23 protein-coding genes are annotated in these 21,359 nt (G+C 72.0%); 11 read left to right on the forward strand and 12 right to left on the reverse strand.

Annotation, left to right across the window (positions count from 1 at the left end; translation table 11 throughout):
* Positions 1-29: 29 nt before the first annotated feature.
* Both ACZ5GP_RS27905 and ACZ5GP_RS27910 read right to left on the reverse strand, forming a co-directional pair.
* Positions 30-236 (reverse strand): DUF5999 family protein, encoded by a 207-nt coding sequence (locus ACZ5GP_RS27905; protein WP_030794330.1) that lies wholly within the window; start codon positions 234-236, stop codon positions 30-32.
* 325 nt (positions 237-561) lie between these two features.
* Entirely contained in the window at positions 562-1,146 is a 585-nt protein-coding gene (locus ACZ5GP_RS27910) for a hypothetical protein (protein WP_468753446.1), read from the reverse strand.
* Between the two features lie 476 nt (positions 1,147-1,622).
* Between ACZ5GP_RS27910 and ACZ5GP_RS27915 the strand changes: the two genes are divergently transcribed.
* Positions 1,623-3,143, forward strand: a complete 1,521-nt coding sequence (locus ACZ5GP_RS27915; protein ID WP_468753447.1) for a glutamate-cysteine ligase family protein — start codon at positions 1,623-1,625, stop codon at positions 3,141-3,143.
* Between the two features lie 296 nt (positions 3,144-3,439).
* Entirely contained in the window at positions 3,440-4,243 is an 804-nt protein-coding gene (locus ACZ5GP_RS27920) for a CPBP family intramembrane glutamic endopeptidase (RefSeq protein ID WP_467465738.1), read from the forward strand.
* 86 nt (positions 4,244-4,329) lie between these two features.
* Here ACZ5GP_RS27920 and ACZ5GP_RS27925 read toward each other — a convergent pair whose 3' ends face one another.
* The 3 genes from ACZ5GP_RS27925 to ACZ5GP_RS27935 all read right to left on the reverse strand — a co-directional run bounded on the left by ACZ5GP_RS27925 (position 4,330) and on the right by ACZ5GP_RS27935 (position 6,556).
* Positions 4,330-5,160 (reverse strand): PhzF family phenazine biosynthesis protein, encoded by an 831-nt coding sequence (locus ACZ5GP_RS27925; protein WP_468753448.1) that lies wholly within the window; start codon positions 5,158-5,160, stop codon positions 4,330-4,332.
* A gap of 229 nt (positions 5,161-5,389) precedes the next feature.
* Complete coding sequence (locus ACZ5GP_RS27930; protein WP_468753449.1) at positions 5,390-5,779, reverse strand: VOC family protein; 390 nt, start codon at positions 5,777-5,779, stop codon at positions 5,390-5,392.
* A 282-nt stretch (positions 5,780-6,061) separates the two neighbouring features.
* Complete coding sequence (locus ACZ5GP_RS27935; protein ID WP_468753450.1) at positions 6,062-6,556, reverse strand: GNAT family N-acetyltransferase; 495 nt, start codon at positions 6,554-6,556, stop codon at positions 6,062-6,064.
* Positions 6,557-6,786: 230 nt separating this feature from the next.
* On the opposite strand from ACZ5GP_RS27935, the gene ACZ5GP_RS27940 reads away from it, so the two are divergent.
* Positions 6,787-7,449, forward strand: coding sequence for a PadR family transcriptional regulator (locus ACZ5GP_RS27940; protein WP_468753451.1), 663 nt, complete (start codon positions 6,787-6,789; stop codon positions 7,447-7,449).
* Between the two features lie 103 nt (positions 7,450-7,552).
* On the opposite strand, the gene ACZ5GP_RS27945 is transcribed toward ACZ5GP_RS27940, so the two are convergent.
* Complete coding sequence (locus ACZ5GP_RS27945; RefSeq protein WP_468753452.1) at positions 7,553-7,981, reverse strand: type II toxin-antitoxin system Rv0910 family toxin; 429 nt, start codon at positions 7,979-7,981, stop codon at positions 7,553-7,555.
* Between the two features lie 458 nt (positions 7,982-8,439).
* Between ACZ5GP_RS27945 and ACZ5GP_RS27950 the strand changes: the two genes are divergently transcribed.
* A complete protein-coding gene (locus ACZ5GP_RS27950; RefSeq protein WP_468753453.1) occupies positions 8,440-9,195 on the forward strand; it encodes a putative protein N(5)-glutamine methyltransferase in 756 nt (251 codons plus the stop codon).
* Between the two features lie 171 nt (positions 9,196-9,366).
* Here ACZ5GP_RS27950 and ACZ5GP_RS27955 read toward each other — a convergent pair whose 3' ends face one another.
* Positions 9,367-9,555 (reverse strand): hypothetical protein, encoded by a 189-nt coding sequence (locus ACZ5GP_RS27955; RefSeq protein WP_358580599.1) that lies wholly within the window; start codon positions 9,553-9,555, stop codon positions 9,367-9,369.
* Between the two features lie 194 nt (positions 9,556-9,749).
* Between ACZ5GP_RS27955 and ACZ5GP_RS27960 the strand changes: the two genes are divergently transcribed.
* From ACZ5GP_RS27960 to ACZ5GP_RS27970, 3 genes are all read left to right on the forward strand, one after another.
* Complete coding sequence (locus tag ACZ5GP_RS27960) at positions 9,750-10,334, forward strand: peptidase (protein ID WP_468753454.1); 585 nt, start codon at positions 9,750-9,752, stop codon at positions 10,332-10,334.
* Positions 10,335-10,478: 144 nt separating this feature from the next.
* Positions 10,479-11,528: an EamA family transporter gene (locus ACZ5GP_RS27965; RefSeq protein WP_468753455.1), complete on the forward strand. Its 1,050-nt coding sequence runs from the start codon at positions 10,479-10,481 to the stop codon at positions 11,526-11,528.
* Positions 11,529-11,678: 150 nt separating this feature from the next.
* Entirely contained in the window at positions 11,679-12,686 is a 1,008-nt protein-coding gene (locus ACZ5GP_RS27970) for a DMT family transporter (protein WP_468753456.1), read from the forward strand.
* 119 nt (positions 12,687-12,805) lie between these two features.
* Here the strand turns inward: ACZ5GP_RS27970 and ACZ5GP_RS27975 are convergent, their stop codons facing one another.
* Positions 12,806-13,447, reverse strand: coding sequence for an FMN-binding negative transcriptional regulator (locus ACZ5GP_RS27975; protein ID WP_468753457.1), 642 nt, complete (start codon positions 13,445-13,447; stop codon positions 12,806-12,808).
* Positions 13,447-14,157 (reverse strand): pyridoxamine 5'-phosphate oxidase family protein, encoded by a 711-nt coding sequence (locus ACZ5GP_RS27980; RefSeq protein ID WP_468753458.1) that lies wholly within the window; start codon positions 14,155-14,157, stop codon positions 13,447-13,449. The genes ACZ5GP_RS27975 and ACZ5GP_RS27980 overlap by 1 nt, the downstream gene beginning before the upstream one ends.
* 182 nt (positions 14,158-14,339) lie before the next feature.
* Here ACZ5GP_RS27980 and ACZ5GP_RS27985 point away from each other — a divergent pair, with 182 nt between their 5' ends.
* Positions 14,340-15,671 carry an aminotransferase class I/II-fold pyridoxal phosphate-dependent enzyme gene (locus ACZ5GP_RS27985; RefSeq protein WP_468753459.1) on the forward strand — a complete coding sequence of 444 codons (1,332 nt, stop codon included), beginning with the start codon at positions 14,340-14,342 and terminating at the stop codon, positions 15,669-15,671.
* A gap of 86 nt (positions 15,672-15,757) precedes the next feature.
* Here ACZ5GP_RS27985 and ACZ5GP_RS27990 read toward each other — a convergent pair whose 3' ends face one another.
* Positions 15,758-16,777: a DMT family transporter gene (locus tag ACZ5GP_RS27990; RefSeq protein ID WP_468753460.1), complete on the reverse strand. Its 1,020-nt coding sequence runs from the start codon at positions 16,775-16,777 to the stop codon at positions 15,758-15,760.
* A 75-nt stretch (positions 16,778-16,852) separates the two neighbouring features.
* Between ACZ5GP_RS27990 and ACZ5GP_RS27995 the strand changes: the two genes are divergently transcribed.
* Positions 16,853-17,755 carry a LysR family transcriptional regulator gene (locus ACZ5GP_RS27995; RefSeq protein WP_468753461.1) on the forward strand — a complete coding sequence of 301 codons (903 nt, stop codon included), beginning with the start codon at positions 16,853-16,855 and terminating at the stop codon, positions 17,753-17,755.
* A 186-nt stretch (positions 17,756-17,941) separates the two neighbouring features.
* Here the strand turns inward: ACZ5GP_RS27995 and ACZ5GP_RS28000 are convergent, their stop codons facing one another.
* Positions 17,942-18,409 carry a pyridoxamine 5'-phosphate oxidase family protein gene (locus ACZ5GP_RS28000; protein ID WP_468753462.1) on the reverse strand — a complete coding sequence of 156 codons (468 nt, stop codon included), beginning with the start codon at positions 18,407-18,409 and terminating at the stop codon, positions 17,942-17,944.
* Positions 18,410-18,570: 161 nt separating this feature from the next.
* Between ACZ5GP_RS28000 and ACZ5GP_RS28005 the strand changes: the two genes are divergently transcribed.
* Positions 18,571-19,197 (forward strand): cysteine hydrolase family protein, encoded by a 627-nt coding sequence (locus ACZ5GP_RS28005; RefSeq protein ID WP_468753463.1) that lies wholly within the window; start codon positions 18,571-18,573, stop codon positions 19,195-19,197.
* 10 nt (positions 19,198-19,207) lie between these two features.
* Here the strand turns inward: ACZ5GP_RS28005 and ACZ5GP_RS28010 are convergent, their stop codons facing one another.
* A complete protein-coding gene (locus ACZ5GP_RS28010; RefSeq protein WP_468753464.1) occupies positions 19,208-19,714 on the reverse strand; it encodes a winged helix-turn-helix transcriptional regulator in 507 nt (168 codons plus the stop codon).
* Between the two features lie 56 nt (positions 19,715-19,770).
* On the opposite strand from ACZ5GP_RS28010, the gene ACZ5GP_RS28015 reads away from it, so the two are divergent.
* The gene (locus ACZ5GP_RS28015) at positions 19,771-21,351 is read left to right on the forward strand and encodes an MFS transporter (protein WP_468753465.1); all 1,581 of its coding nucleotides are present in this window, start codon (positions 19,771-19,773) and stop codon (positions 21,349-21,351) included.
* Positions 21,352-21,359 lie beyond the last annotated feature (8 nt).

The following is a 21,359-nucleotide window of genomic DNA, read 5'->3' on the forward strand; positions in this document are numbered from 1 at the left end:
GTGCGTCCGTGCGGGTGTGCCGGTGGCGATCAGGCGGCCGTCATGATCTGGTCGGTGCCCAGCGGTCGGTGCGGGGCGATGATCTGGCCGTCCGGCAGCAGCTCACCGGTGTCCTCGAAGAGCAGGACGCCGTTGCACAGCAGGCTCCAGCCCTGTTCCGGGTGGCTCGCCATGAGGAGCGCGGCTTCCCGGTCGGCGGAGTCGGCTGTCGGGCACGGTGGTTGGTGCTGGCACATGGAAGGGTTCTTTCGCTGCGGTGAGATGGCTGTGACGTCGGTCCTGTGGCTCGATGCGGTATGCATGACCGCCCCCCGTTGTAGTCGGTCCGATCCCAGTGTTGCCCTCCGGGCGTCAATCCGCAGGGATTTTGCTGCAGCGGTTCTTACTGATTGATGACGTATCACCCGCCCGGACGGTTCAGCCCAACTCGGGTCTCTCTTCGGGTGGTTCACCCATGGCCCGTCCGGGCTAGTCCACCTGGGTGCGGGGGGTGGGGGGGCAGCATCGTGCCCCGCGGCCGAGGGGGCGGCGGGGCACGAGTGGGCGGCGGGGGCGCGGGTGTCAGGCGGGTGAGCTCAGTAAGGGGGACGGGGCCAGCCGGTGGGCCAGGACGGGCAGCAACTCGGCGACGCGATGCGGGCGATGGGCGGCGATGCCGGGCGGGGCGGGGGCGAGGGGCACGAGCAGATCGGCGGCGTCGAGCGGGGCATCGGTGCCCTCGTCCGTGCAGTCGCGGTGCAGCCAGAGGGTGAGCATGTAGAGCTCCGGCACGGAGAGCAGCCGGGGTTGGCAGGGCATCGGCATGGTCTCGGCTTGTCGCAGGGCCCGTTCCGTGGAGGCGATGTAGGGGCCCTCGAAGAAGTGGGAGAAGGCCCAGCCGTCGGGGGTGAGCATGGTGTCCGCCGCGGCGAGGGCGCGCTCCCCGCCGCGGATCATGAAGCGCCAGCCGGTGAGGCGGGTAGGAGAGGTGCCATCGGCGGTGGAACGGCCCAACACATGGAGGGGCAGCGGCAGTTCGGGGGACACGGATCCCTGGGCGGCACGCAGTGACGGGGTGCGTGCTTCGCGTACGGCGGTGGGGGAACCGAGTGCCGCGAGAACGCTGCGCAGGGCTGGCGCGGGGGCCGGGAGGACATGCAGCGGCATGGTGGGTCGCCTCTCTCGTTCGACAGGCACGGTGGGGCGGGGGCAGGTGCGTGACGGCGCTGTCAGCTCTGGGTCAGAGGGGCGGGGGACCGCGAGCGCCAACTCTCTGCCTAGAGTGCGGAGTTTATACGAGACGTGTTCGAACCATGTTTCAGCTAGACGTACTCGATATTGCGGGCAAGGGGATATCCGGTCTCCCTTGCGAGGAGTTCATCCCGATTTCATCGGGGCACCACTTGTGTGACCTCGTATTTCGCGGGGCAAGCGGTCGGCCGATTCCCGTCGGTCTTTTTGACCACACTCTCCGGAAGGGAATCTGCGCTTTGCCGCATGCCGCGTGAATGTGCCCCACGCCCACGCGTCGAGCGTACTGGCTCAACGGCCGGAAGGGGGCGTTATCGATCACATTGCCTGGGCATCATCCCCCGTACACAGCGGCCGGACCCTTGGCTGCCCATGCGAGGAGGGACGCTTCGATGGGGGAGAAGGTCGTGGCGGGCGCGTTCGACCTGTCCGATCGCCACCAGTACCGCGTCAAGCTCCGGGCGTGCCTGGCGGGGCTGGAGCGATTGTTGGAGGAGGAGCGCTTCGACCGGCCCAGGAATCTGATGGGCATGGAGATCGAGCTGAATCTCGCGGGGCTCGACGGGCTGCCGAGAATGTTGAATGCGCAGGTTCTTGAGCGTATCGCGAGCCGGGATTTCCAGACGGAACTCGGAATGTTCAATCTGGAAGTGAACATCGCCCCGCACCGGCTCGGCGGGCGCGTTCTCGACCGGCTCGCCGAAGAAGTGCGCACGGGTCTCAACTACGCCCACAGGAAAGCGAACGAGCTGGGCGCGGGCATCGTCATGATCGGCATACTGCCGACGGTGAACAGAGCCGATCTGGTCTCCGCGAACCTCTCCGACGTGGACCGTTACGCCCTGCTGAACGAACAGATAGTGGCGGCGCGCGGGGAGAGCTTCGCCCTGGACATCGAGGGCGTGGAGCGGCTGACCTGCACCTCGGCCTCGATAGCGCCGGAGGCGGCCTGCACGTCCGTGCAACTGCATCTCCAGGTCACGCCGGGCCGGTTCGCCGACGTGTGGAACGCGGCGCAGGCCGTCGCCGCGGCGCAGGTGGCCGTGGGCGCCAACGCGCCGTTCCTGTTCGGCCGCGAGCTGTGGCGCGAGTCGCGGCCCCCGCTGTTCCTGCAGTCCACCGACACGCGCCCGCCCGAGTTGCAGGCCCAAGGGGTCAGGCCGCGGACCTGGTTCGGGGAGCGGTGGATCAGCGGACCACTGGAACTCTTCGAGGAGAACCTCCGCTACTTCCCCGCACTGCTGCCCCTGATGGACGTGGAGGACCCGCTGGGCGTCCTCGACGCGGGCGGAGTGCCGCAGCTCGGCGAACTCGTCCTGCACAACGGCACCGTCTACCGCTGGAACCGGCCGGTGTACGGCATCGCTGACGGCGTCCCGCATCTGCGCGTCGAGAACCGCGTGTTGCCCGCCGGGCCGACCGTCACCGACGTCATCGCCAACGTCGCGTTCTACTACGGGCTGGTGCGGGCGCTCGCCGAGGAGGCGCGGCCCGTCTGGACCCGGCTGCCCTTCGAGGCAGCCGCCCGGAACTTCGACGTGGCGTGCCGCCATGGCATCGACGCCCGGCTGCGGTGGCCCCGGCGCGGCCGGCTCGGCGGGACGGTCGAGGTGCCTGCCGTCGACCTCGTACGCGATGAACTGCTGCCGCTCGCGGCCGCCGGGCTCGACGCGTGGGGGGTGGAGCCGGCTGACCGGGATCTGTACCTCGGGGTGATCGAGGGGCGGTGCCGACGACGGGTCAACGGCGCGTCGTGGCAGGTGGCGACGTACCACCACGCCCTGGAGGGCGGACTCGGCAGGGAGGCTGCCCTGGCCGAGACCACGCGGCGCTACTGCCGGCTGATGCATGAGGGGGAGCCGGTGCATACGTGGCCCGTGGGGCTCATCGGATCGGCGGGGCGGGCGGGCTGAGGGGGCTGGCGGAGGCGGCGGCGGCTTCCTGTCGTGGCGGCGCTCTGTCGCCCGATCTGCGAGGACGACGCCGTACGCCTGGACCCATCGATGCCGAAGGGGCCGTGGCCGACGCGCGTCCCGTGCCCCGTGACCATGATTCGGTTCGTCGGGCCGACTGTTACGTGGTGCATCGGGCAAGCTGTGACCTCCCAGGGTGGTGGTGTCCTCCTGTCGTACGCGGTCCTCGTGCGTTCTCCCGAGACCCTGGTGGGCGAGGATGGGGACGATGCGGGATCACTCAACTGGAGGCGTACGTGCACGTGGAGCCGGGGCCGATGGCCGGTTCTCTTTCAGCGGCCGGGCCGACGCGGCGGACCTTGCGGGACGAGACGCTGCTCGTCCTGGCCCTGTCGCTCGGGGCAAGTGGTGTGTCGGCCCTGATCAGCTTTGTCGGGTCGGTCACCAGGCCGGGTGGTCTGAAGGACCAGGCGGCCACGTTGAACGCGTCGGCGGCTCCGGGGCGTCCGTGGCTCGATCTCGCGTGGCAGTTGTTCGGGATCGCCAGTGCGCTGGTGCCTGTCGCGCTGGTCGCCCACCTCCTGCTGAGGGAGGGCGCGGGCTTCCGCACGATCGGGTTCGACCGGGCGCGGCCCTGGCCGGACCTGGGGCGGGGCACGGCGATCGCGGCCGTGATCGGCAGCACGGGGATCGCCTTCTACCTCGCGGCGCGCGGGCTCGGTTTCAACCTCACGGTGGTGCCGGAGGCGCTGCCGGACGTGTGGTGGAAGTACCCGGTCCTCGTGCTCTCCGCCGTGCAGAACGCGGTCCTCGAGGAAGTCATCGTGGTCGGTTATCTGCTGCGCAGGCTCGGGCAGTTGGGCTGGACGCCCATGGCCGCGCTGATCGGCAGTTCGGTGCTGCGCGGTTCGTACCACCTGTATCAGGGCGTCGGCGGGTTCCTCGGGAACGTGGCCATGGGCGTGGTCTTCGCCCTGCTCTACCGCCGGTGGGGGCGGGTCGGGCCGCTCGTCGTCGCCCATTCGCTGCTGGACATCGGGGCGTTCGTCGGTTACGCGCTGCTCGCGGGGAAGGTGGGGTGGCTGCCGACGCCTTCGTGAGGGGCGGCTCCACGGGGACATACGATTTCGTCGTACGTCCCCGTGGGGCCCTATGGGGATGCCGGGGCCTCCGGTTGCCGGTGCCGTCAGGCGAAGAGCCGGCCCTCGATGACCGTGACCGCGCGGCCCGTCAGGAGGGTGCGGTCCCCGCGCAGCTCGGTGCGGACCAGGCCGGTGCGGGGCGAGGCCTGGAGGCCCGTCAGTCCGGCGCGGCCGAGGCGCTCGGACCAGAAGGGGGCGAGCGCCGTGTGCGCACTGCCCGTCACCGGGTCCTCGTCGATGCCGACGCGCGGGAAGAAGCAGCGCGAGACGAAGTCGTAGCCACGGGACGGGTCCTCGGCGCGGGCCGTGGCGATGATGCCGCGTTCGGAGTGGCGTACGAGGGCCTTGTGGTCCGGGGTGAGCGCCCGGACCGTCTTCTCGTCGGCGAGCTCCACCAGCAGGTCGCCGATGTACGGGCCGGTGTCAAGCGCGGCGAGCGGCTCGGCGCCCAGCGCTTCGGCGACGCCGTCCGGGATGGCGGTCGCGGTGAGCGGGGCGGTCGGGAAGTCGAGGGTGTGGGAGCCGTCGTCGTGGGCCGTCGCCGTGAGGACGCCGCTGCGTGTCGCGAAGCGGACGGGGCCCGGCGTGTCACCGGTGGCGCCGGTGGTGTGCAAGACGTGGGCGGTGGCCAAAGTGGCATGGCCGCAGAGATCGACCTCGGTGGTCGGCGTGAACCAGCGCAACGCCCAGTCGGCTTCGCCACCCTCGGGGAGGCGGTGGGCGAAGGCGGTCTCGGCGTGGTTGACCTCCCTGGCCACGTCCTGAAGCCAGGTGTCGTCGGGGAAGGCGTCCAGGAGCAGGACCCCGGCCGGGTTGCCGGCGAAGGGGCGGTCGGTGAAGGCGTCGACGATGCGGAGCTGCTGGGTGGTCGGCATGGAACTGACGGTAGAGGGCCGTCGGGGAGGAGGGGTAAGGCCAATTGGGGGTGAGTGGACTGGATTGTTGGACTGGTTTGGCGGATCGGGCTGGCGGGGCGGGCTGGCGGAGTGAGTTGCTGGACTGCGTTGTGGGCCGGTTGCGGTTGCGGTTGTTGCTGCTGTGGCTGTGGCTGTGGCTGTGGCTGCGGCTGACCGGCGTAGAGCGGGGGCGAGGGGGCCTCGTCCGTCAGGAGAGGTAGTGCACGCGTCCCTCGTCGTCCATGTCGAGGGGGCCCTCGGGGATGACGCAGAACTCGTTGCCCTCGGGGTCGGCCATCACCAGGAACCCGCCGTCGTCGTACTCCTCCAGGCGGCGCCCGCCGAGCGCCTCGATCCGCTGTTGCTCGGCTGCCGGATCGGCGGAGGTGAGGTCGAAGTGCAGGCGGTTCTTGCCCGACTCGGGCTGGTCGCCGCGCTGGAAGCCGATGCCGAGGCCGTGCTCGCGCCGCAGCCACACGTAGGGGCCGATGCGGCTCACGATCGGCCTGCCGAGCAGCTCGGACCAGAAGGCGGCGAGCCGCTCGGGATCGGTGGCGTCGACGATGAGGGCGTGGATCTTCGGGGGTGAGTCCGTCATGCCTCGATCTTCTCAAGGGAGGGGGCTCGGTGGGGTGGGAAGCGGGGTTGGTCCGGCTGGACCGAGCTTCAGCGCGTGGACCCGACACGGGGTGCGGCCGCCGAGTCGCCAGCCGGCGGCGAAGCTCAGCGCCGTCGGGGCGGCCAAGGGGGTGCGCGCATTGCGCCGTGAACATCGTGACGACCGGATTGGCCTGGGGCGAGGCCGGGCTGCGGTCTTCGGTGGGTTTCGCCGACGAATGGAACTCCGCGACCGTGCCGCTCAGACTTTGTGGGGCGGCCCTCAGCTCTGGTCGAACGAGATCCAGACGTCGGGCGGCAGGTCCGGTCGTTGGCTCACTGGCCTGCGCTCCTCCGTCCAGGCGTCACCAGCGACCTCCCTGGCGACGCGTCGCCAGAAGTGGACTGCTCCTGGGTTGGCGTCCTGAAAGGCGATCTCCCAAGGGCCCGGGTGTCTGGCCATCACCTGCTGCACAGCGCTCAGGCCGATCCCCGCCCTGCGAGCCCCACGAACGACGAAGAAGCTGTTCAGCACGCGCTTTGGGCCGGTCAGGCCCCGGACGAAGGCAAGACCCGCTGGGCCTGCGTCAAGTGTCAAGAGGTACGCCGCCCAGTCGGGGTCGGTGAGAACGACATGGGGCCGCTCGGCGTAGAACATCCCGTCGGCATCGGGAAGGGCCTCATCGAACTCCGACATGTCGTGGCGGAACATCAGCCATAGCCGCTGCACCAAGGGGCGGTCGGCGGTATCTGCCAAGCGCACGGCTACCTCTTGCATCGGACTCCAATCAACAGACACCCGGGCAGTCCGATGGGACTCGAACGCCGACCTGGGACGGTGCCGCGAGGTGGCCCTCCGTGGGGGCGACATCGGGGCGGCTCCACTGTCGCAGGTCTGCAGCGGGCAGCGAGCAAGGGCTTGTCGGCGTAAGAGTTCCGATATATCGTTGAAGCATCGCGATAGTGGCGCGATGGATCTGAGTAGGTAAAAGAAGAGGAGTGGTCGCTGTGCGTTCGCATGGTTTTGAGCATGGGCACGAGCACGGACACCGGCATGGTCGTCGTGGTGGGCCCGGTGGGGGGCAGGGGCGAGAGGGCTTCGGGAGCGGGGGGTTCGACGGGTTCGAGGGGCGGCGTGGGGCGTTCGGGCCGTTCGGGCCCGGTTTCGGTGGGCCCGGGGGGCCCGGCGGACCCTGGGGTGGTCGCGGCGGGCGAGGTGGTCCGCGGGGCAGGGCGCGGCGCGGGGATGTGCGCGCGTCGATCCTGGCCCTGCTGCGGGACCGCCCCATGCACGGCTACGAGATGATCCAGGAGATCGCCGAGCGCAGCGGCGGGGCGTGGAAGCCCAGCCCCGGTTCGGTCTATCCGACGCTTCAGCTCCTGGAGGACGAGGGTCTGATCGTCAGCGCGAGTGAGGGCGGCAAGAAGCTCTTCTCGCTCACCGAGGCCGGGCGTGAGGCGGCCGACGAAGGGCCCGACGCACCCTGGGAAGAGGCCGGGCGCGGCGTCGACTGGGACACCCTGAACGAGATAAGGCAAGCCGGCTTCGGCCTGATGGAAGCGTTCGGCCAGGTCTGGAAGACCGGTAGCAAGGAGCAGCGCGACAAGGCCGTCTCCGTCATCAACGACGCCCGGAAGAAGCTGTACTTGATCCTCGCCGATGAGGATTGAGGACTGGCGGGGTACGGGTGGCGGTGAGGTTCTCGTCGAGGGGGTCTCGCCCCCCCTGTATCCCCGTAGCCGTCGCCTCCCGCGGAGTCCTCGGGGGTGCAGGTCAGGAGACCAAGGCGCTCAGTTTGCGCAGTGATTCGGTGAGCGCGGCCGTCGCCGAGTCCCTCAGTTTGCCCGCCATCAAGGAGACCGCCGCGCCGACGAACTCGCCCTCGACGCGGACCAGTGTCCCGGCGCCGTCGGGCGTGAGGGTGTAGCGGGTGGCGACGTGGACGCCCATGGGGCCCTTCCCGGCGATGGCCAGGGTGCGGGCCGGTGCCAGTTCCTCGACCGTCCATTCGACCTCGGCGGGGAAACCCATCAGTTTCATGTTCTCCGTGAAGGTGCCGCCCTCTTCCGGCGTGGTCGGTGCGCCCTTGGGGAAGTTGGTGTGGGTGACGTTCCACTCGCCGTACGAGGAGAAGTCGGTGAGCTGGGCCCAGACCCTCTCGACGGGTGCCTCCATCCGTGCTTCCGCGCTGACTTCGGCCATGTGGCCACCCCTTGGCGTCGGGCGCTGCGACAGCCGCAGCTACGGTGTCGCGGAACGTAACCCCGGGGGCTTGAACAAGCAATGCTGATGAACCGTCAGGCCTGCCCCTTCGGCCCCCCGCCCTTCGCGTCTCTCATGGGGTGCACGCGCGGTGGGGTACTGTTCGGGTGCCCTGTGACGGACGCAGGCGACGTGTTGTGGAGGTGAGACCCATTACCGCAGTAGCAGGTCGGGCGCTCCCTTCTCGCGACCGCGCGGTTCACCCGGCATAGGTGATCCGAGGGAGCCCCATCGGGATCCCGGAAGGTTTTCTTCACATGTCGGTTTCTTCTTTCTCCGCGTTCGATTCGTCTTCCTTCGGTTCGTCTTCCTTCGGTTCGTCTCTTTCAGGTTCGTCTCCCTCCGAGTCGTCTTTCGCCGCTTCCCGGTCCTCGTCGCTCCTCGCGCAGCGTCCCTCCGTGGTCGCCGCTCTGCGCGCCGCGGGCTGCGTCTTCGCCGAGGACGAGGCCGAGTTGATCCTCTCCACCGCTCGCACCCCGGAGGAGGTCTCCACCATGGTGGAGCGCCGGGCGGGCGGGCTGCCGTTGGAACACGTCCTCGGCTGGGCGGAGTTCCGCGGTCTGCGGATCGCCGTCGACCCGGGTGTCTTCGTGCCGCGCCGCCGTACCGAGTTCCTGGTCGCCCAGGCCGCCGCGCTCGCCGGGCGCGAAGCCGTCGTCGTCGACCTGTGCTGTGGTTCCGGTGCCCTTGGTGCCGCGCTCGCCGCGGACCTCGACCGGGTCGAGCTGCACGCCGCCGACATCGACCCGGCGGCCGTCCGCTGCGCCCGGCGCAATGTCACCCGCGCCAACGGCGTGGTCTACGAAGGTGACCTGTACGCCCCGCTGCCCGCCGCCCTCCGCGGGCGGGTCGACGTACTGCTCGCCAACGTCCCCTATGTCCCCACCGGTGAAGTCGGCCTGCTGCCCGCCGAGGCCCGCGTCCACGAGGCGCGGGTGGCGCTCGACGGCGGCAGCGACGGGCTCGACGTACTGCGCCGGGTGACCGAGGGGGCGCCGCAGTGGCTGGCGGCCGGTGGCCACCTGCTGTTCGAGACGAGCGAGGGGCAGGTGCCCGCCGCCGTCGACGCCGTCGAACGGGCCGGGCTGGCGGCGCGGGTCGTCGAGGACGAGGAACTGTACGCAACCGTCGTCGTCGGTACTGCGCGGGGGTAGCCCTCCTCGTGCGTCAGCGGTCACGGGTGTGCGGTCCGCGCCCGTGTCGCCGGCGCCGTACCGGCGCGGTGGCCCGCCGGGGCTCCCGCGCCGGCCCGCGTGCCCGACCGGCCCCCGCCGCCGGGCCACCCCGTCCGACCGCCCCCGCCCTCGGTCACTTCCACACCCCCGCTACCCCACGTGCCGTATGACCGCCGCGTCGAACAGGTCCGACGCCCTCGGCAGCGTGCTCTCCTCGTGGCAGTGCCAGGCGTCCCAGAACAGGTCGGCGGGCAGCGCGTCGTCGGGTGCGTAGACCCGATAGACGTACTGCCTGCCGTCGACCGCAGGCAGAGCGACCATCCAGAACCTGCTCTCCATGCATCTGTGACCGCTGACGCCCGCCCGGGGTTGCCCCCCGGGCGGCGGGCGAGACGGCGCGCGCCGTCAGGGGCGGCCGAGTGGATCTCATCCGTAAGGAGGACAACCGACCCATGTCTGCCCAACCTGTGTCGGACATGAAGATGCTTCCCGCCGCCGATGCATATGCCAGAGAGGGTTGATGAGGTGGAGAGGTGCAAAGCCGTGCCCCGTCCGGCGCCGAGTCCGGCCCGACCCGAGCAGAACCCGACTCCAGACTCAGCCCGGAGCTGGCCTCCGTGGTGGCCGGGGCGCGCCGCCGGGCGTTGCGTGACGGGGACCGGCAGATCGACACCGCCCACTTGCTGCACTCCCTCCTGGAGACCGACCCCGAGGTGCGCGCCGTCTTCGAGAACGGCGCGCAGGTGGTCCGCCTCCTCGGCTACCTCGTGCAGCGCAGCATCGGCTACGGCCTCCAGTGGCACGGCACCGTCGAGGACTCGGGCGCCGTGCCGGTGGTGACGCCCGCCGAGGAGCACGCGAAGGACACCGGCTGGTCGCCCGCCGCCCTGTCCGCGATGGACGCGGCACGGGAACGCGCCGACGTGCGCGGCGACCCGCGTGCCCTCGGCATGGACCTGCTCGCCGGGCTCACCGCCGACCCGGAGTGCCGGGCGGTCGAGGTGCTGGGACGCGCCGGGGTCGACGTCGAAGTCCTGCTGCTCCGCGTCGAGGCCGGCTGCCGGCAGTACGCGTCCGGAGGCCACGGATTCGCGGGCGGTCACGGCACGGGGCGCTGAACGCCGCAGGTCGCAGAGGCGGCACGGCACTGATCGGTGCAGGTCGGAAAGGCGACACCGCCTTGAACGGAGCCACGGCGTCCGCCGATTGAGACAGGGGTCAAGGCGGATGACGCTCGTGACACCGCCTGTCATGATGTGCCGGTGCAGGCGTCAAAGGGGATCAAGGACAGTCATGGGGGCCCGCCGCAGCGGGGCCGGGGTGTCGGGCTGGGGCTCGCCCTGGTGTCGGCGATGGCCTTCGGAGGCTCGGGCGTCGCGGCGAAGCCGCTGATCGAAGCGGGCCTCGATCCCCTGCATGTGGTCTGGCTGCGGGTGGCGGGCGCCGCCCTGGTCATGCTGCCCGTGGCCTGGCGGCACCGCCGGCTGCCGCTGCGCAGGCCCGCGCTGCTCGCCGGTTTCGGACTGCTCGCCGTGGCGGGCGTCCAGGCCTGCTACTTCGCCTCCATCTCCCGCATCCCCGTCGGCGTCGCGCTCCTTGTCGAGTACCTCGCGCCCGCGCTGGTCCTCGGCTGGGTGCGCTTCGTGCAGCGCCGGCCCGTGGCACGTGCCGCCGCCCTCGGCGTCGTCCTCGCGGTCGGCGGCCTCGCGTGCGTCGTCGAGGTGTGGTCGGGCCTGAGCTTCGACGCCGTCGGACTGCTGCTCGCCCTCGGCGCCGCCTGCTGCCAGGTCGGCTACTTCGTCCTGTCCGACCAGGGCAGCGACGCGGGGGCCGACGCGCCCGACCCCCTCGGCGTCATCGCGTACGGCCTGCTCGTCGGCACCGCGGTGCTGACCGCCGTCGCGCGCCCCTGGGGCATGGACTGGTCCGTGCTCGCGGGCCGCGCCGAACTGGACGGCTCGACTGTTCCCGCGTGGCTGCTGCTGGGCTGGATCGTGCTGGTGGCGACCGTCATCGCGTACGTCACCGGGGTGCTGTCCGTACGCCGGCTCTCGCCGCAGGTGGCGGGCGTCGTGGCCTGCCTGGAGGCCGTCATCGCGACCGCCCTCGCCTGGGTGGTCCTCGGCGAGCACCTCTCGGCGCCGCAGATCGTCGGGGGCGCCGTCGTCCTCGCGGGGGCGTTCATCGCGCAGTCGTCGGCGCCCGCGAAAGACGCCGGGGCGGCCGAGGCCGCTGAGGCAGGCGGATCCGTTGTGCAAAGTGGCGTGCCGGATCGCGAAACGCGGTTGTCGCACAGCGGCAGCGCGACCTAGTGTGCTGATCATGTACTCACGAGCACGCGTTCTGCCGCCCCCCGCCGCCTAGCGCGGGGTGCCCACGGACTCGCCCGGGCCGATGGCCGGGCGGAACGGTGCTGCCCGCAGACGGAGTCAACCCATCCTTCTGTGCTGCGGAGAACTCACGTGTCGAATGCCGTCCTCGGCCTGCCCGTCGGGCGAGGCCTCCTCTATCTGATCATCGCCGGGACCGCGTGGGGCACCGCCGGTGCCGCCGCTGCGCTGGTCTTCCGGTCCAGTGACATGGGGCCGGTCGGCCTCTCCTTCTGGCGGTGCGCGGGCGGGTTCGTCCTGCTGCTCGCCGCGCGCCTGGCGCGGCCGCGCCGGACCAGGCCCTACGGGTCGACGGCCCCGGCCCCGGCCCTGGTCCCGGTGCCGTTCGGCCGGAGGGTCCGGCGGATCGTCGTGACCGGCGTGGCCCTCACGGTGTTCCAGACGGCCTACTTCGCCGCCGTCCACACGACCGGCCTCGCCGTCGGCACCGTCGTCACCATGGGGGCGGGGCCCGTCCTCATCGCCCTGGGCGCGCGGCTCACCCTGGGGGAGCGGCTGGGCGGTGGCGGAGCCGTCGCCGTCGTGGGCGCCCTCACCGGGCTCGTGGTGCTCGTCCTCGGCGGCGGTGACGCCGGCGGTGCGACCGTGCGCCCGGCGGGGGTGGCCTGGGGGCTGGTCTCCGCTGCCGCCTACGCGGCGATGACGCTGGTCACCCGGTGGTGGGGCCGCGACGGCGGCACCGACTCGGCCGACACGACGGTCTGGTCGTTCGCCGTCGTCGCGCTCTGCCTGCTGCCGCTCGCGGGCGCCGACGGGTTGGTGCCGCACACCGCCGACCTCGCCCGCGTGGCCGGCTGCCTGCTGTACATCGCCACCGTGCCCACCGCTATCGCGTACACGCTGTACTTCGCCGGGGCCGCCGTCGTGCGGTCCGCGACCGTCTCCGTGATCACCCTCCTGGAGCCGGTCGGCGCCGCCGTCATCGCGGTCGCACTGCTCGGCGAGGAACTGACGGCGACAACGGCCGTCGGCACAGTGCTGATGCTGGCCGCGGTGACCGGGCTCGCGGTCGCGGAGACGCGGGGCGCGATCGCGGCACGGCGGGAGGTGGCGGCGCGGCGGGAAGCCACGCCGGTGTAGCGGCGCGGGGGCCGGGGCGGGGCCCGGCGGTAGCCGGTTGCGGGGAGTGGCCCGCGTCCCGGAGCGTACGGCGGCGGGGCGGGGGCGCGAAGACGCTGTCCCGCCCCGTCCGCCGACGGTCAGCTGTCGCGGCGGCGCAGGTGGTGCGCGAGGGCTGCCGCGTCGCCGGGGCCGTTCCGCTCGGCGAGCCCGGCGGCGATGCGCTGCCGGACCTCCTGCGGCCGGTGGTTCGCGTACTTGAACTTGGCCCGTACGTCCGTCACTTCCAGGCACAGCGCGCGGATGCCCGAGAGCATGCGGCCGAAGGGGGCCTCGCCCACGGCCGCGCGCGCGGAGCCGCCGCCCGGCTGGAAGTGCTCGACCTGGCGGTTCAGGATGTCCGCCGTCTCCTCGGGGTCATCGACGACGCGGGCCGTGCAGCGCAGTTGGACGGCGGCGTAGAAGCCGGTGGGCACGCCGTGCTCGGCAGGGCCGTCCGGTGCGGCCTGCCAGGGGCCCGGCACGAACACGTAGTCGTCGACCACGCTCAGGAGCACCTCCGGGTCGGCTTCCAGGGCGAGCCACAGCGGGTTCGGCCGGGCCAGGTGGGTCAGCACCCTGCCGCGCCCCCCGTGCCCGGCCTCGTAGGCGAAGTGCAGGGGCTGCACGTGCGGCGGCTCGCCGGGCAGGCCGTTGACGGCGAACTGGCCGAAGTCGTGGGCGGCGAGCCACTCCTGCCACTCCGTGTCGGTACGGGCGGCGTCCCAGGGGTGGATCAGCATTACAGCTCGATGAGGTAATCGGGGACGTCGATGCCGGGTGTGAGGTCGGCGGAAGGGATCGGGCCGCCGTGCCCCTTTTGCAGGGGGAGCACGCCTGCCCAGTGGGGGAGGTCCAGGTCCTCCGGCTCGTCGTGCGGGCCGCCGGTGCGGGCCTTCGCCGAGACCGCGTCCAGGTCGAGGCGGAGCACGGCGGTAGCCGCCAGCTCCTTGGCGTTGGCGGGGCGGGAGTCGGCGGCGCGGCCCGGCACGACGTGGTTCACGAGCGCGTCCAGGGCGGTCCGCTTCTCCTCGGGGTCCGTGACCTGGTGAGCGATGCCGTGGACCACGACGGAACGGTAGTTGATCGAGTGGTGGAAGGCGGAGCGGGCCAGGACCAGGCCGTCGACATGGGTGACGGTCAGACACACCGGGAGGCCCGGATCCTCCTGGCCCTCCTGGGTCTCGCCCGCCATGCGCAGCGGCCGGGAGCCCGTCGAACCGTGCACGTACAGGCGTTCACCGACGCGTCCGTAGAGCGTCGGCAGCACGACAGGGGAGCCCTCGCGCACGAAGCCGAGGTGGCAGACGTAGGCCTCGTCGAGTATCGCGTGCACCGTCTCACGGTCGTATGAGGCGCGCTCCCGCGAGCGGGTCGGGACCGTGCGGTCGGTCGGTGTGTAGGCGGCGCTGTCCGGCGAGGCGGCGTCGGGGGTGGTCGGCGTCGTCTGCATGGTTCTCCCTGTACTGATCCGTTTACTGACGCGTGTGCTGATTACTGATGTCTGTGCTGATTACTGACGTGTGCGCTGAGCTGAGCCAAGCCGCGTTCCGCGTGCGACGCGTGTGTGCTGAGCCGCGCCTGCGCCGTCGCGTCGTATTGCCTGGGTTATTGCACTAGTGCATACTCATCTTTGTGCTAGGAGAGTATCGGATCGAAGGCCGGCGCGCAGCGGATATCGCGGCCGGTGTGGAGCGGGCCGTCGGTGACGGCGCTCTGGAGCCGGGGCAACCGCTGCCGCCCATGCGGGAGTTGGCGGCCCGGCTCGGGGTGAATCCCAATACCGTCGCGGCCGCCTATCGCACGCTGCGTGAGCGCGGGGTCATCGAGACGGCGGGGCGGCGCGGCAGCCGCGTACGACCGAAGCCCGCCACGACCGCGCGTGAGCTGATCCGGGTGGACGCGCCGCCCGGGGTGCGCGACGTGTCGCAGGGGAACCCTGACCGTCGGCTGCTGCCCGCGCTCGCCGGGGCGTTCGCCGCAGCGGCCGCGCAGAGCGACGAGCGGGCGGTCCTCTACGGGGAGGAGGCCGTGGATCCGGAACTCGAACGGCACGCGCGCGTGGCCTTCGAAGCCGATGGCGTCCCGGCCGGACCCGTCGCCGTCACCTCCGGCTCGCTCGACGCCATCGAGAGGGTGCTCGCCGCCCACCTCAAGCCCGGTGACGCCGTGGCCGTCGAGGACCCGGGCTGGGGAAGCCTCCTCGACCTGGTCTCGGCCCTCGGGCTGCGGACGCTCGCGGTGGGGGTGGACGACGAGGGGCCGCTGCCCGCCGATGTGGGCCGCGCCCTGTCCGGCGGGGCCCGCGCGGTCATCGTCACGGACCGCGCGCAGAACCCCACCGGCGCCGCGGTGACCACCGCACGCGCGCGTGCCCTGCGCGAGGTGCTCGCCGCGCACGAGGAGGTGCTGCTCATCGAGGACGACCACGGCCACGGCATCGTCGACCTGCCGCTGCATCCGCTCGCCGGGACGACCCGCAGCTGGGTGTTGGTACGTTCCACGGCCAAGGCGTACGGGCCCGATCTGCGGCTCGCCGTGCTCACCGGCGACCCCGTCACCGTCGACCGGGTGCAGGGGCGCCAGCGGCTCGGTCCCGGCTGGGTGAGCCGGCTGCTCCAGCGTGCCGTGGTGCGGCTGTGGGCCGACGGCGCGGTCGACCCCGGCGTGGTGGCGGCGTCCTACGGGCGTCGGCGCGACGCGCTGATCGCGGCGCTCGCCGAACGGGGGGTGCCGGCGAACGGGCGCAGCGGCATGAACGTATGGGTGCCGGTTCCCGACGAGACCGGGGCGGTGGCCCGGCTGCTGCACGCCGGCTGGGCGGTCGCCCCGGGGGCGCGCTTCCGGCTGAGCGCGCCGCCCGGGGTGCGGATCACCGTCGCGGCGCTCGCCGACCAGGACATCGCGCAGATGGCCGACGCGGTGGCCTCGGCGGTCGGGCCCGCGTCGCCACGGCGCTACGAGTGACGGGGGCCCGGGGGCACGAGTGACGGAGGCCGGGGGTGCCCGCCTTCCGGCATCAAGGGCGGCCGGGGTGAGGATGCCCCGGCGTCTCAGGCGCCCCTCGCCGCGCGCGGTCGGGACTGGGTGAGCGCCGCGCCGGCCAGCACGATCACCGCGCCGACCGGCGTCGACCAGCTGAGGGACTCACCGAGCACGGCGACGCCCGCGGCGGTCGCGATGACGGGCACGAAGTAGGTGACCATCTGCGCGGTGGTCGGGCCGACGTCGTCCACCAGCGAGTACTGGAGCAGGAAGGCGAGCCCGGTGCCGAGCGCGCCCAGTGCCATGACCGCCAGCATCGGTGCCACCGGGAAGCTGGTCGGCACGGAAGTGAACAGTGGCGTCACCACGGCCAGTTCGGCCGTCGCGAGCAGCATCTGGGCCCCGGTCAGGGAGAAGTTCGAGTGGCCCGAACCGGCCAGTGTGCGGCGGACGTAGATCCAGCCGATCGGATAGCTGAGCGAGGCGAGCAGCGCCATCGCCGTGCCCGCGAGGTCGACACCGCTGAAGCCCTGCCAGACGCCCAGCACCGTCAGCACGCCGAGGAAGCCGAGCCCGAGACCCGCGACGCGGCGCCGCGTCGGGCGGTCCTCGGAGAGGGCGACGAGCGAGAGGGCCATGCCCCACAGCGGCGACGTGGCGTTGCAGATCCCGGCGAGCGTGGAGGGGATCGTCAGCTCCGCGTACGCGAACAGGGAGAACGGCAGCGCGTTGAGCAGCAGGGCGGCCACCGCCAGATGCAGCCAGGTCCGCGTCCCGCGCGGCAGCCGCTGCCGCTTGACCACGAGCACCGCCGCGACCACCAGCGTGCCGAACACGAGCCTCCCCAGGGTGACCTGGAAAGGCGCGTACGCCTCCGTGCCCACCTTGATCAGCAGGAAGCTGAAGCCCCAGATCAGCGAGAGGAGCCCGAAGCGGATGCGCCAGTCGAGAGCGGGCGGAACGGGTGCCTTCGCGGTGGGTGCGCCGACCGGACCCGAGCGCTGCACGGCGGGTGCGTCGACAGATCCCGGGTGCTGCTGCCCCGGCCCGGCGGAGGGGGCGATCGAAGGGGTGGGGGGTGTGCTCATGCGGACCACGATGCGCCTCGACGATCTCTTAGTACAAGCGATATTTCATGCGGAGTATGGCGTAGCATCGCTTACATGTTGAACCTGGAGCGTCTGCGTACGCTCGACGCCCTCGCCCGGCACGGTTCGGTGAGCGGCGCCGCAGCGGGCCTGCACGTCACCACCTCCGCGGTGTCCCAGCAGATGACGAAGCTGGAGCGGGAGGTGGGCCAGCAGCTGCTCGCCAAGAACGGCCGGGGCGTGCGCCTGACCGACGCGGGGCGGCTGCTCGCCGAGCACGCGGCGCGAATCCTCTCGCAGGTCGCCCTGGCCCAGGCCGACCTGGAGGAGCAGCGCGGCAAGGCGGTCGGTGAGCTGCGGATCTCCGCGTTCCCCACGGCCATGCGCGGTCTGCTGCCCGCCGCGCTCTCGGCGCTGCGGACCGAGCACCCCGGGCTGCGGGTCGGCTGCCGCGAGCTGGAGCCGGTGCCCGCCGTAGCGGCCGTGGTGCGCGGTGACATCGACATGGCGGTGGTCCTGGACTGGTACAACAAGCCGCTGCCGATCCCGGACGGCCTGGTCAAGACGCCCCTCCTCGACGACCCCGCCGACATCGCGATGCCGGCCGCGCACCCGCTCGCGGACCGCTCCGAGGTCGACCTGGAGGAGTTCGCGGACGACGAGTGGATCACCTGGGCGGAGGGCGAGTTCTGCGACGAGTGGCTGCTGTTCACGCTGCGCGGCAAGGGCGTCGAGCCACGGATCGCCCACCGCGCCGTCGAGCACCACACCCAGCTCGCGCTGGTCGCGGCGGGCCTCGGCGTCTGTGTGGCCCCCCGGCTGGGCCGCGATCCGATGCCGGCCGGGGTGTGCGCGGTCCCGGTGCGGCACCGGGTGCGGCGTCATGTGTACGTGGTGTGGCGGGCGGACGCGGACCGGCGCCCGTCCATCAGAGCGGCGGCGGAGGCGCTGCGGGCGGCGGGCGCGGGGCTGCGGTAGGCGGATGTACGGGAGTGGGGGGCGGGGCCGCTGCCTGGCGCGGGGGCGCTGGGAGCGGGGCTCTCGTGCGGGCCCGTCCGGACGGGGCCGCGGTGGGGGCCTGAGCGGGGACGCCGCTGAGGCAGGCGTTTGCGCGGGCCGCGGCGCGCCTGCCTTGGGCCGGCGTTCGCGCAGGCCCCGGCGCGCCTACAGTGAGGCCAGTTTCCGGAAGTCCCAGGACGCGATCGCGTCCGGCGTCAGCCGGATCCAGGCGTGGCGGCCGTCGTGCGGCATCTCGTCCACGCCGAACAGCTTGCGGGCGAACAACCGCTCGGGTGCGTCGAGTTCCGGGCACGGCTCTCCCGTACGCGGCGCTTCCCCGACGAACTCCACGGTGCCCGACAGTTCGACGCCGCGCAGCTCGCCGTACTCCTCACCCGAGTCGACCACCACGGCCACCCGCCGCTCCCGGCGCAGATCGGCCCAACGCCTGCTGCGCGTGATCGAGTACAGCCACAGGGACGTGCCGTCCCAGGCGAACCAGAGCGCGCTGACATGCGGGGCGCCGTCGGCGGAGACCGTCGCCACCCGGCAGGTGCGCTCCGAGGAGAGGAACACGTCGATCTCCTCCGGCGTCATCATGATCCTGCGGCCCCGGCGCTGTACGGCGGCCATGCGTCCTCCCGACTGGCGTGCGCCACCCGCCGACTGACTGAGCGTCAGGCAAGGATGGCGGCTCTTCCTTCGTGACGCAATGGCCGTTAGCCTCGCGCGGACTTCGGAGCCGACCGTCCGCCGGGCGCCGGGCACCCCGTACGGACGCGACAGGGGGAACCATGCCGTCGTACGAACAGCTCAAGGAGATCCTCGACCCCGCCACCACGGCGCTGCTCACCGTCGAGTGCCAGCGGGGCGTCGTCGGCCCGGAGAGCGCGCTGCCCGAACTCGCCGAACAGGCGCGCTCGTCCGGCGCCCTCGACAACGTGGCGCGCCTCGTGGCGGGCGCCCACCGCAGTGGCGTACAGGTCCTGCACGCGGTCGCCGAACGGCGGCCCGACGGACGCGGGGCCGGCCGCAACGCCCGGCTCTTCCGCGCCGCCGAACGGCTCCCGGTGCGCCAGCTCCCGGGCACGGCGGCCGTGCGCGTGGCACCGCCGATCGAGGTCGCCGACGAGGACCTCGTCGTACGCCGGCTGCACGGTCTCTCGCCCCTCGCGGGCACCGACGTGGACGCGTTGCTGCGCAACCTCGGCCGCCGCACCCTCCTGGTCACCGGGGTCTCGGCCAACGTCGCGATACCCAACGCCGTGTTCGACGCCGTGAACCTCGGCTACACCGCCGTCGTCCCCGCCGACGCCATCGCGGGAGTGCCCGCCGACTACACCTCCGCGATGGTCCGCCACACCCTCGCCCTGGTCGCCACCATCACCGGCACGCGGGAGATCCTCGACGCCTGGAAGTGACGGAGGCGCCTCAAGGGTGGCCCCGCCCGAGCCGCACGTCGGTCTCCTCGATGCCCACGTCATGACCCGCCGCGCACCGCACGGCCGGAAGGAGTGTCTCGCCGCAGCCGGCGTGCGCGAGTTCGACCCCGCTCCGCCCGCCGTCCGCGCTTCCCCAGTTCATCAACGCGACGAACAGTGGGAACAGGGAGCGGCCCCGCTCGGTCAGCACGTACTCGTGCCGGGTGCGCGCGCCCGGCTCCCGGTAGGGGCGCCGTTCCATCAGGCCGTCGGCCACCAGCTGCCGCAGGCGCTTGGCGGCCGCCGTCTCCGCGAGGCCGGTGCGCCGGACCAGGTCGTCGAAGCGGCGCCCGCCGTAGAACGCCTCCCTGACCAGCATCATCGCCGAGCGTGTGCCGACCACTTCCAGGGCCCGTTCCATGGCGCACCAGCCGGTCGCCGTGAAGGCGTCGCGGTCGGCGAACTCGCCCGTGCGCGTGAACACCGTGTCTTCGTCGTGCAGGTCAGCGCGTTCCATGAACACATTCTAACCTGGCTAGCTTTTTCAGAAGTCAGGCTGCTACTTTCCTGGCTATGCAAAACAGCAGCCAGCCATCCGGTGTGAGCACCGCGCTCCCTCCCGCCGCCCCGACCGCCGCGACACCCGCCCATCCCTGGCGCGGGGTGTTCACCGTCTGCCTCGGCGTGATGATGGCGTTCGTCAACGTCTCCTCCACCATCGGCGCACTCGGCGCCATCCAGCAGGACCTCCACCCGGCCGCGAGCACACTGGTCTGGGTGACCAGCGCCTACTCCCTGGTCGTCGCCACCCTGGTGCTGTTCGCCGGCACGCTGGCCGACCTGGTCGGACGCCGCGCGGTCTTCTTCGGCGGAGCGCTGGTGCTCACCGCGGGCAGCCTGCTGGCCCACGCCGCCGACAGCGCGGCGCTGCTGATCACCGCGCAGGCGGTCATGGGAATCGGCGGCGCGGCGGTCCTCCCCGCCAGCCTGTCGATCGTCAGCCACTCCTTCGCCGACGCGCAGCAGCGGACCAAGGCGATCGGGGCCTGGGCCAGCTGCTCCGGCCTCGGCCTCGCCGTGGGCCCGCTCGGCGCCGGGCTGCTGCTCGACGGCTTCACCTGGCACGCCGTGTACCTGATCGACGTCGTGATCGGCGCGGTCACGGTGATCCTGACACCGTTCATGGTCACCGAGACGAAGCACCCGACCCGGCGCCTGGACCTCGCCGGCGTGCTGACGGGCACCGTCATGATCGCGTCCGCGACCTACGCCATCATCGAGGGCGGCTCCTCCGGCTACACCTCCGGTCGCATCATCACCATGTACGGCGTCTTCGCCGTCTCCCTCGTCCTCTTCCTCACCGTCGAGACACGCCACCACGACCCGATGCTGGACCTGCGTCTGTTCCGCAACGCCTCCTACGCGGCCGTGATGGGCGTGGCGGCAGCCTCGATGTTCGGCTTCGTCGGCACGTCCCTGCTCGCCGTCCTGTACATGGAGCGGGTCCAGCACCTGTCCGCGCTCGCCACAGGCGTCCGGCTGCTGGCCATGTTCGCCACCTACATCGTCGTCAGCGCGCTCGCCGTCCGCCTCGTGCGGAAGGTGGGCGTCACCCTCGTGCTGACCGCGGGCCTCGTCATGCTGGGTGGCGGCGCGCTGGCCCTGCTGGCCGTCGGCCCCTTCACCGGCTACCACGCACTGTGGCCCGGTCTTTTGATCGCAGGCGCCGGCTCGGCACTGCTGACCGCCCCCTCGACGGCGGCGGCCGTCAACAGCGTGCCGCGACTGCAGGCCGGCATGGCCAGCGCGACCGTCAACATGTTCCGCCAGATCGGCTCCGTACTCGGTCCCAGCGTCCTTGGAACCATCGTCACCACCAGATTCCCCGGCTACCTGGAAGACCGGCTGATCGCCTCGGGCGTCCCGGCCCCGGACGCCGTCCGGATAGCCGACGGCGCCGTCCACGGCGACGGCGCCACCTCGCTGCCGCCCCCACTCGCCCACACCGTCAGCGACGCCGTGGCACGCGCCTTCACCGACGCCGTCCACCTGGGGCTACTGGTCGGCGGCAGCGCCCTGCTCGCCCTCGCGATCCCCACAGCGATCTTCGTCCGGCACCGCAACACGCCCGCCCCGGCGCCGTCAGTGACCTGATGTCCAGC

The organism is Streptomyces sp. NPDC031466 (genome assembly GCF_055581265.1).

Bases quoted from the DNA above. Each gene is read 5' to 3' on its own strand.
- ACZ5GP_RS27990 (WP_468753460.1), bottom strand. From the start codon at position 16,777: ATGAGCACACCCCCCACCCCTTCGATCGCCCCCTCCGCCGGGCCGGGG.
- ACZ5GP_RS27945 (WP_468753452.1), bottom strand. From the start codon at position 7,981: ATGGCCGAAGTCAGCGCGGAAGCACGGATGGAGGCACCCGTCGAGAGG.
- ACZ5GP_RS28015 (WP_468753465.1), top strand. From the start codon at position 19,771: ATGCAAAACAGCAGCCAGCCATCCGGTGTGAGCACCGCGCTCCCTCCC.
- ACZ5GP_RS27980 (WP_468753458.1), bottom strand. From the start codon at position 14,157: ATGCAGACGACGCCGACCACCCCCGACGCCGCCTCGCCGGACAGCGCC.
- ACZ5GP_RS27975 (WP_468753457.1), bottom strand. From the start codon at position 13,447: ATGCTGATCCACCCCTGGGACGCCGCCCGTACCGACACGGAGTGGCAG.
- ACZ5GP_RS28000 (WP_468753462.1), bottom strand. From the start codon at position 18,409: ATGGCCGCCGTACAGCGCCGGGGCCGCAGGATCATGATGACGCCGGAG.
- ACZ5GP_RS27910 (WP_468753446.1), bottom strand. From the start codon at position 1,146: ATGCCGCTGCATGTCCTCCCGGCCCCCGCGCCAGCCCTGCGCAGCGTT.
- ACZ5GP_RS27995 (WP_468753461.1), top strand. From the start codon at position 16,853: ATGTTGAACCTGGAGCGTCTGCGTACGCTCGACGCCCTCGCCCGGCAC.
- ACZ5GP_RS27930 (WP_468753449.1), bottom strand. From the start codon at position 5,779: ATGACGGACTCACCCCCGAAGATCCACGCCCTCATCGTCGACGCCACC.
- ACZ5GP_RS28005 (WP_468753463.1), top strand. From the start codon at position 18,571: ATGCCGTCGTACGAACAGCTCAAGGAGATCCTCGACCCCGCCACCACG.
- ACZ5GP_RS27935 (WP_468753450.1), bottom strand. From the start codon at position 6,556: ATGCAAGAGGTAGCCGTGCGCTTGGCAGATACCGCCGACCGCCCCTTG.
- ACZ5GP_RS28010 (WP_468753464.1), bottom strand. From the start codon at position 19,714: ATGGAACGCGCTGACCTGCACGACGAAGACACGGTGTTCACGCGCACG.
- ACZ5GP_RS27955 (WP_358580599.1), bottom strand. From the start codon at position 9,555: ATGGAGAGCAGGTTCTGGATGGTCGCTCTGCCTGCGGTCGACGGCAGG.
- ACZ5GP_RS27915 (WP_468753447.1), top strand. From the start codon at position 1,623: ATGGGGGAGAAGGTCGTGGCGGGCGCGTTCGACCTGTCCGATCGCCAC.
- ACZ5GP_RS27905 (WP_030794330.1), bottom strand. From the start codon at position 236: ATGTGCCAGCACCAACCACCGTGCCCGACAGCCGACTCCGCCGACCGG.
- ACZ5GP_RS27925 (WP_468753448.1), bottom strand. From the start codon at position 5,160: ATGCCGACCACCCAGCAGCTCCGCATCGTCGACGCCTTCACCGACCGC.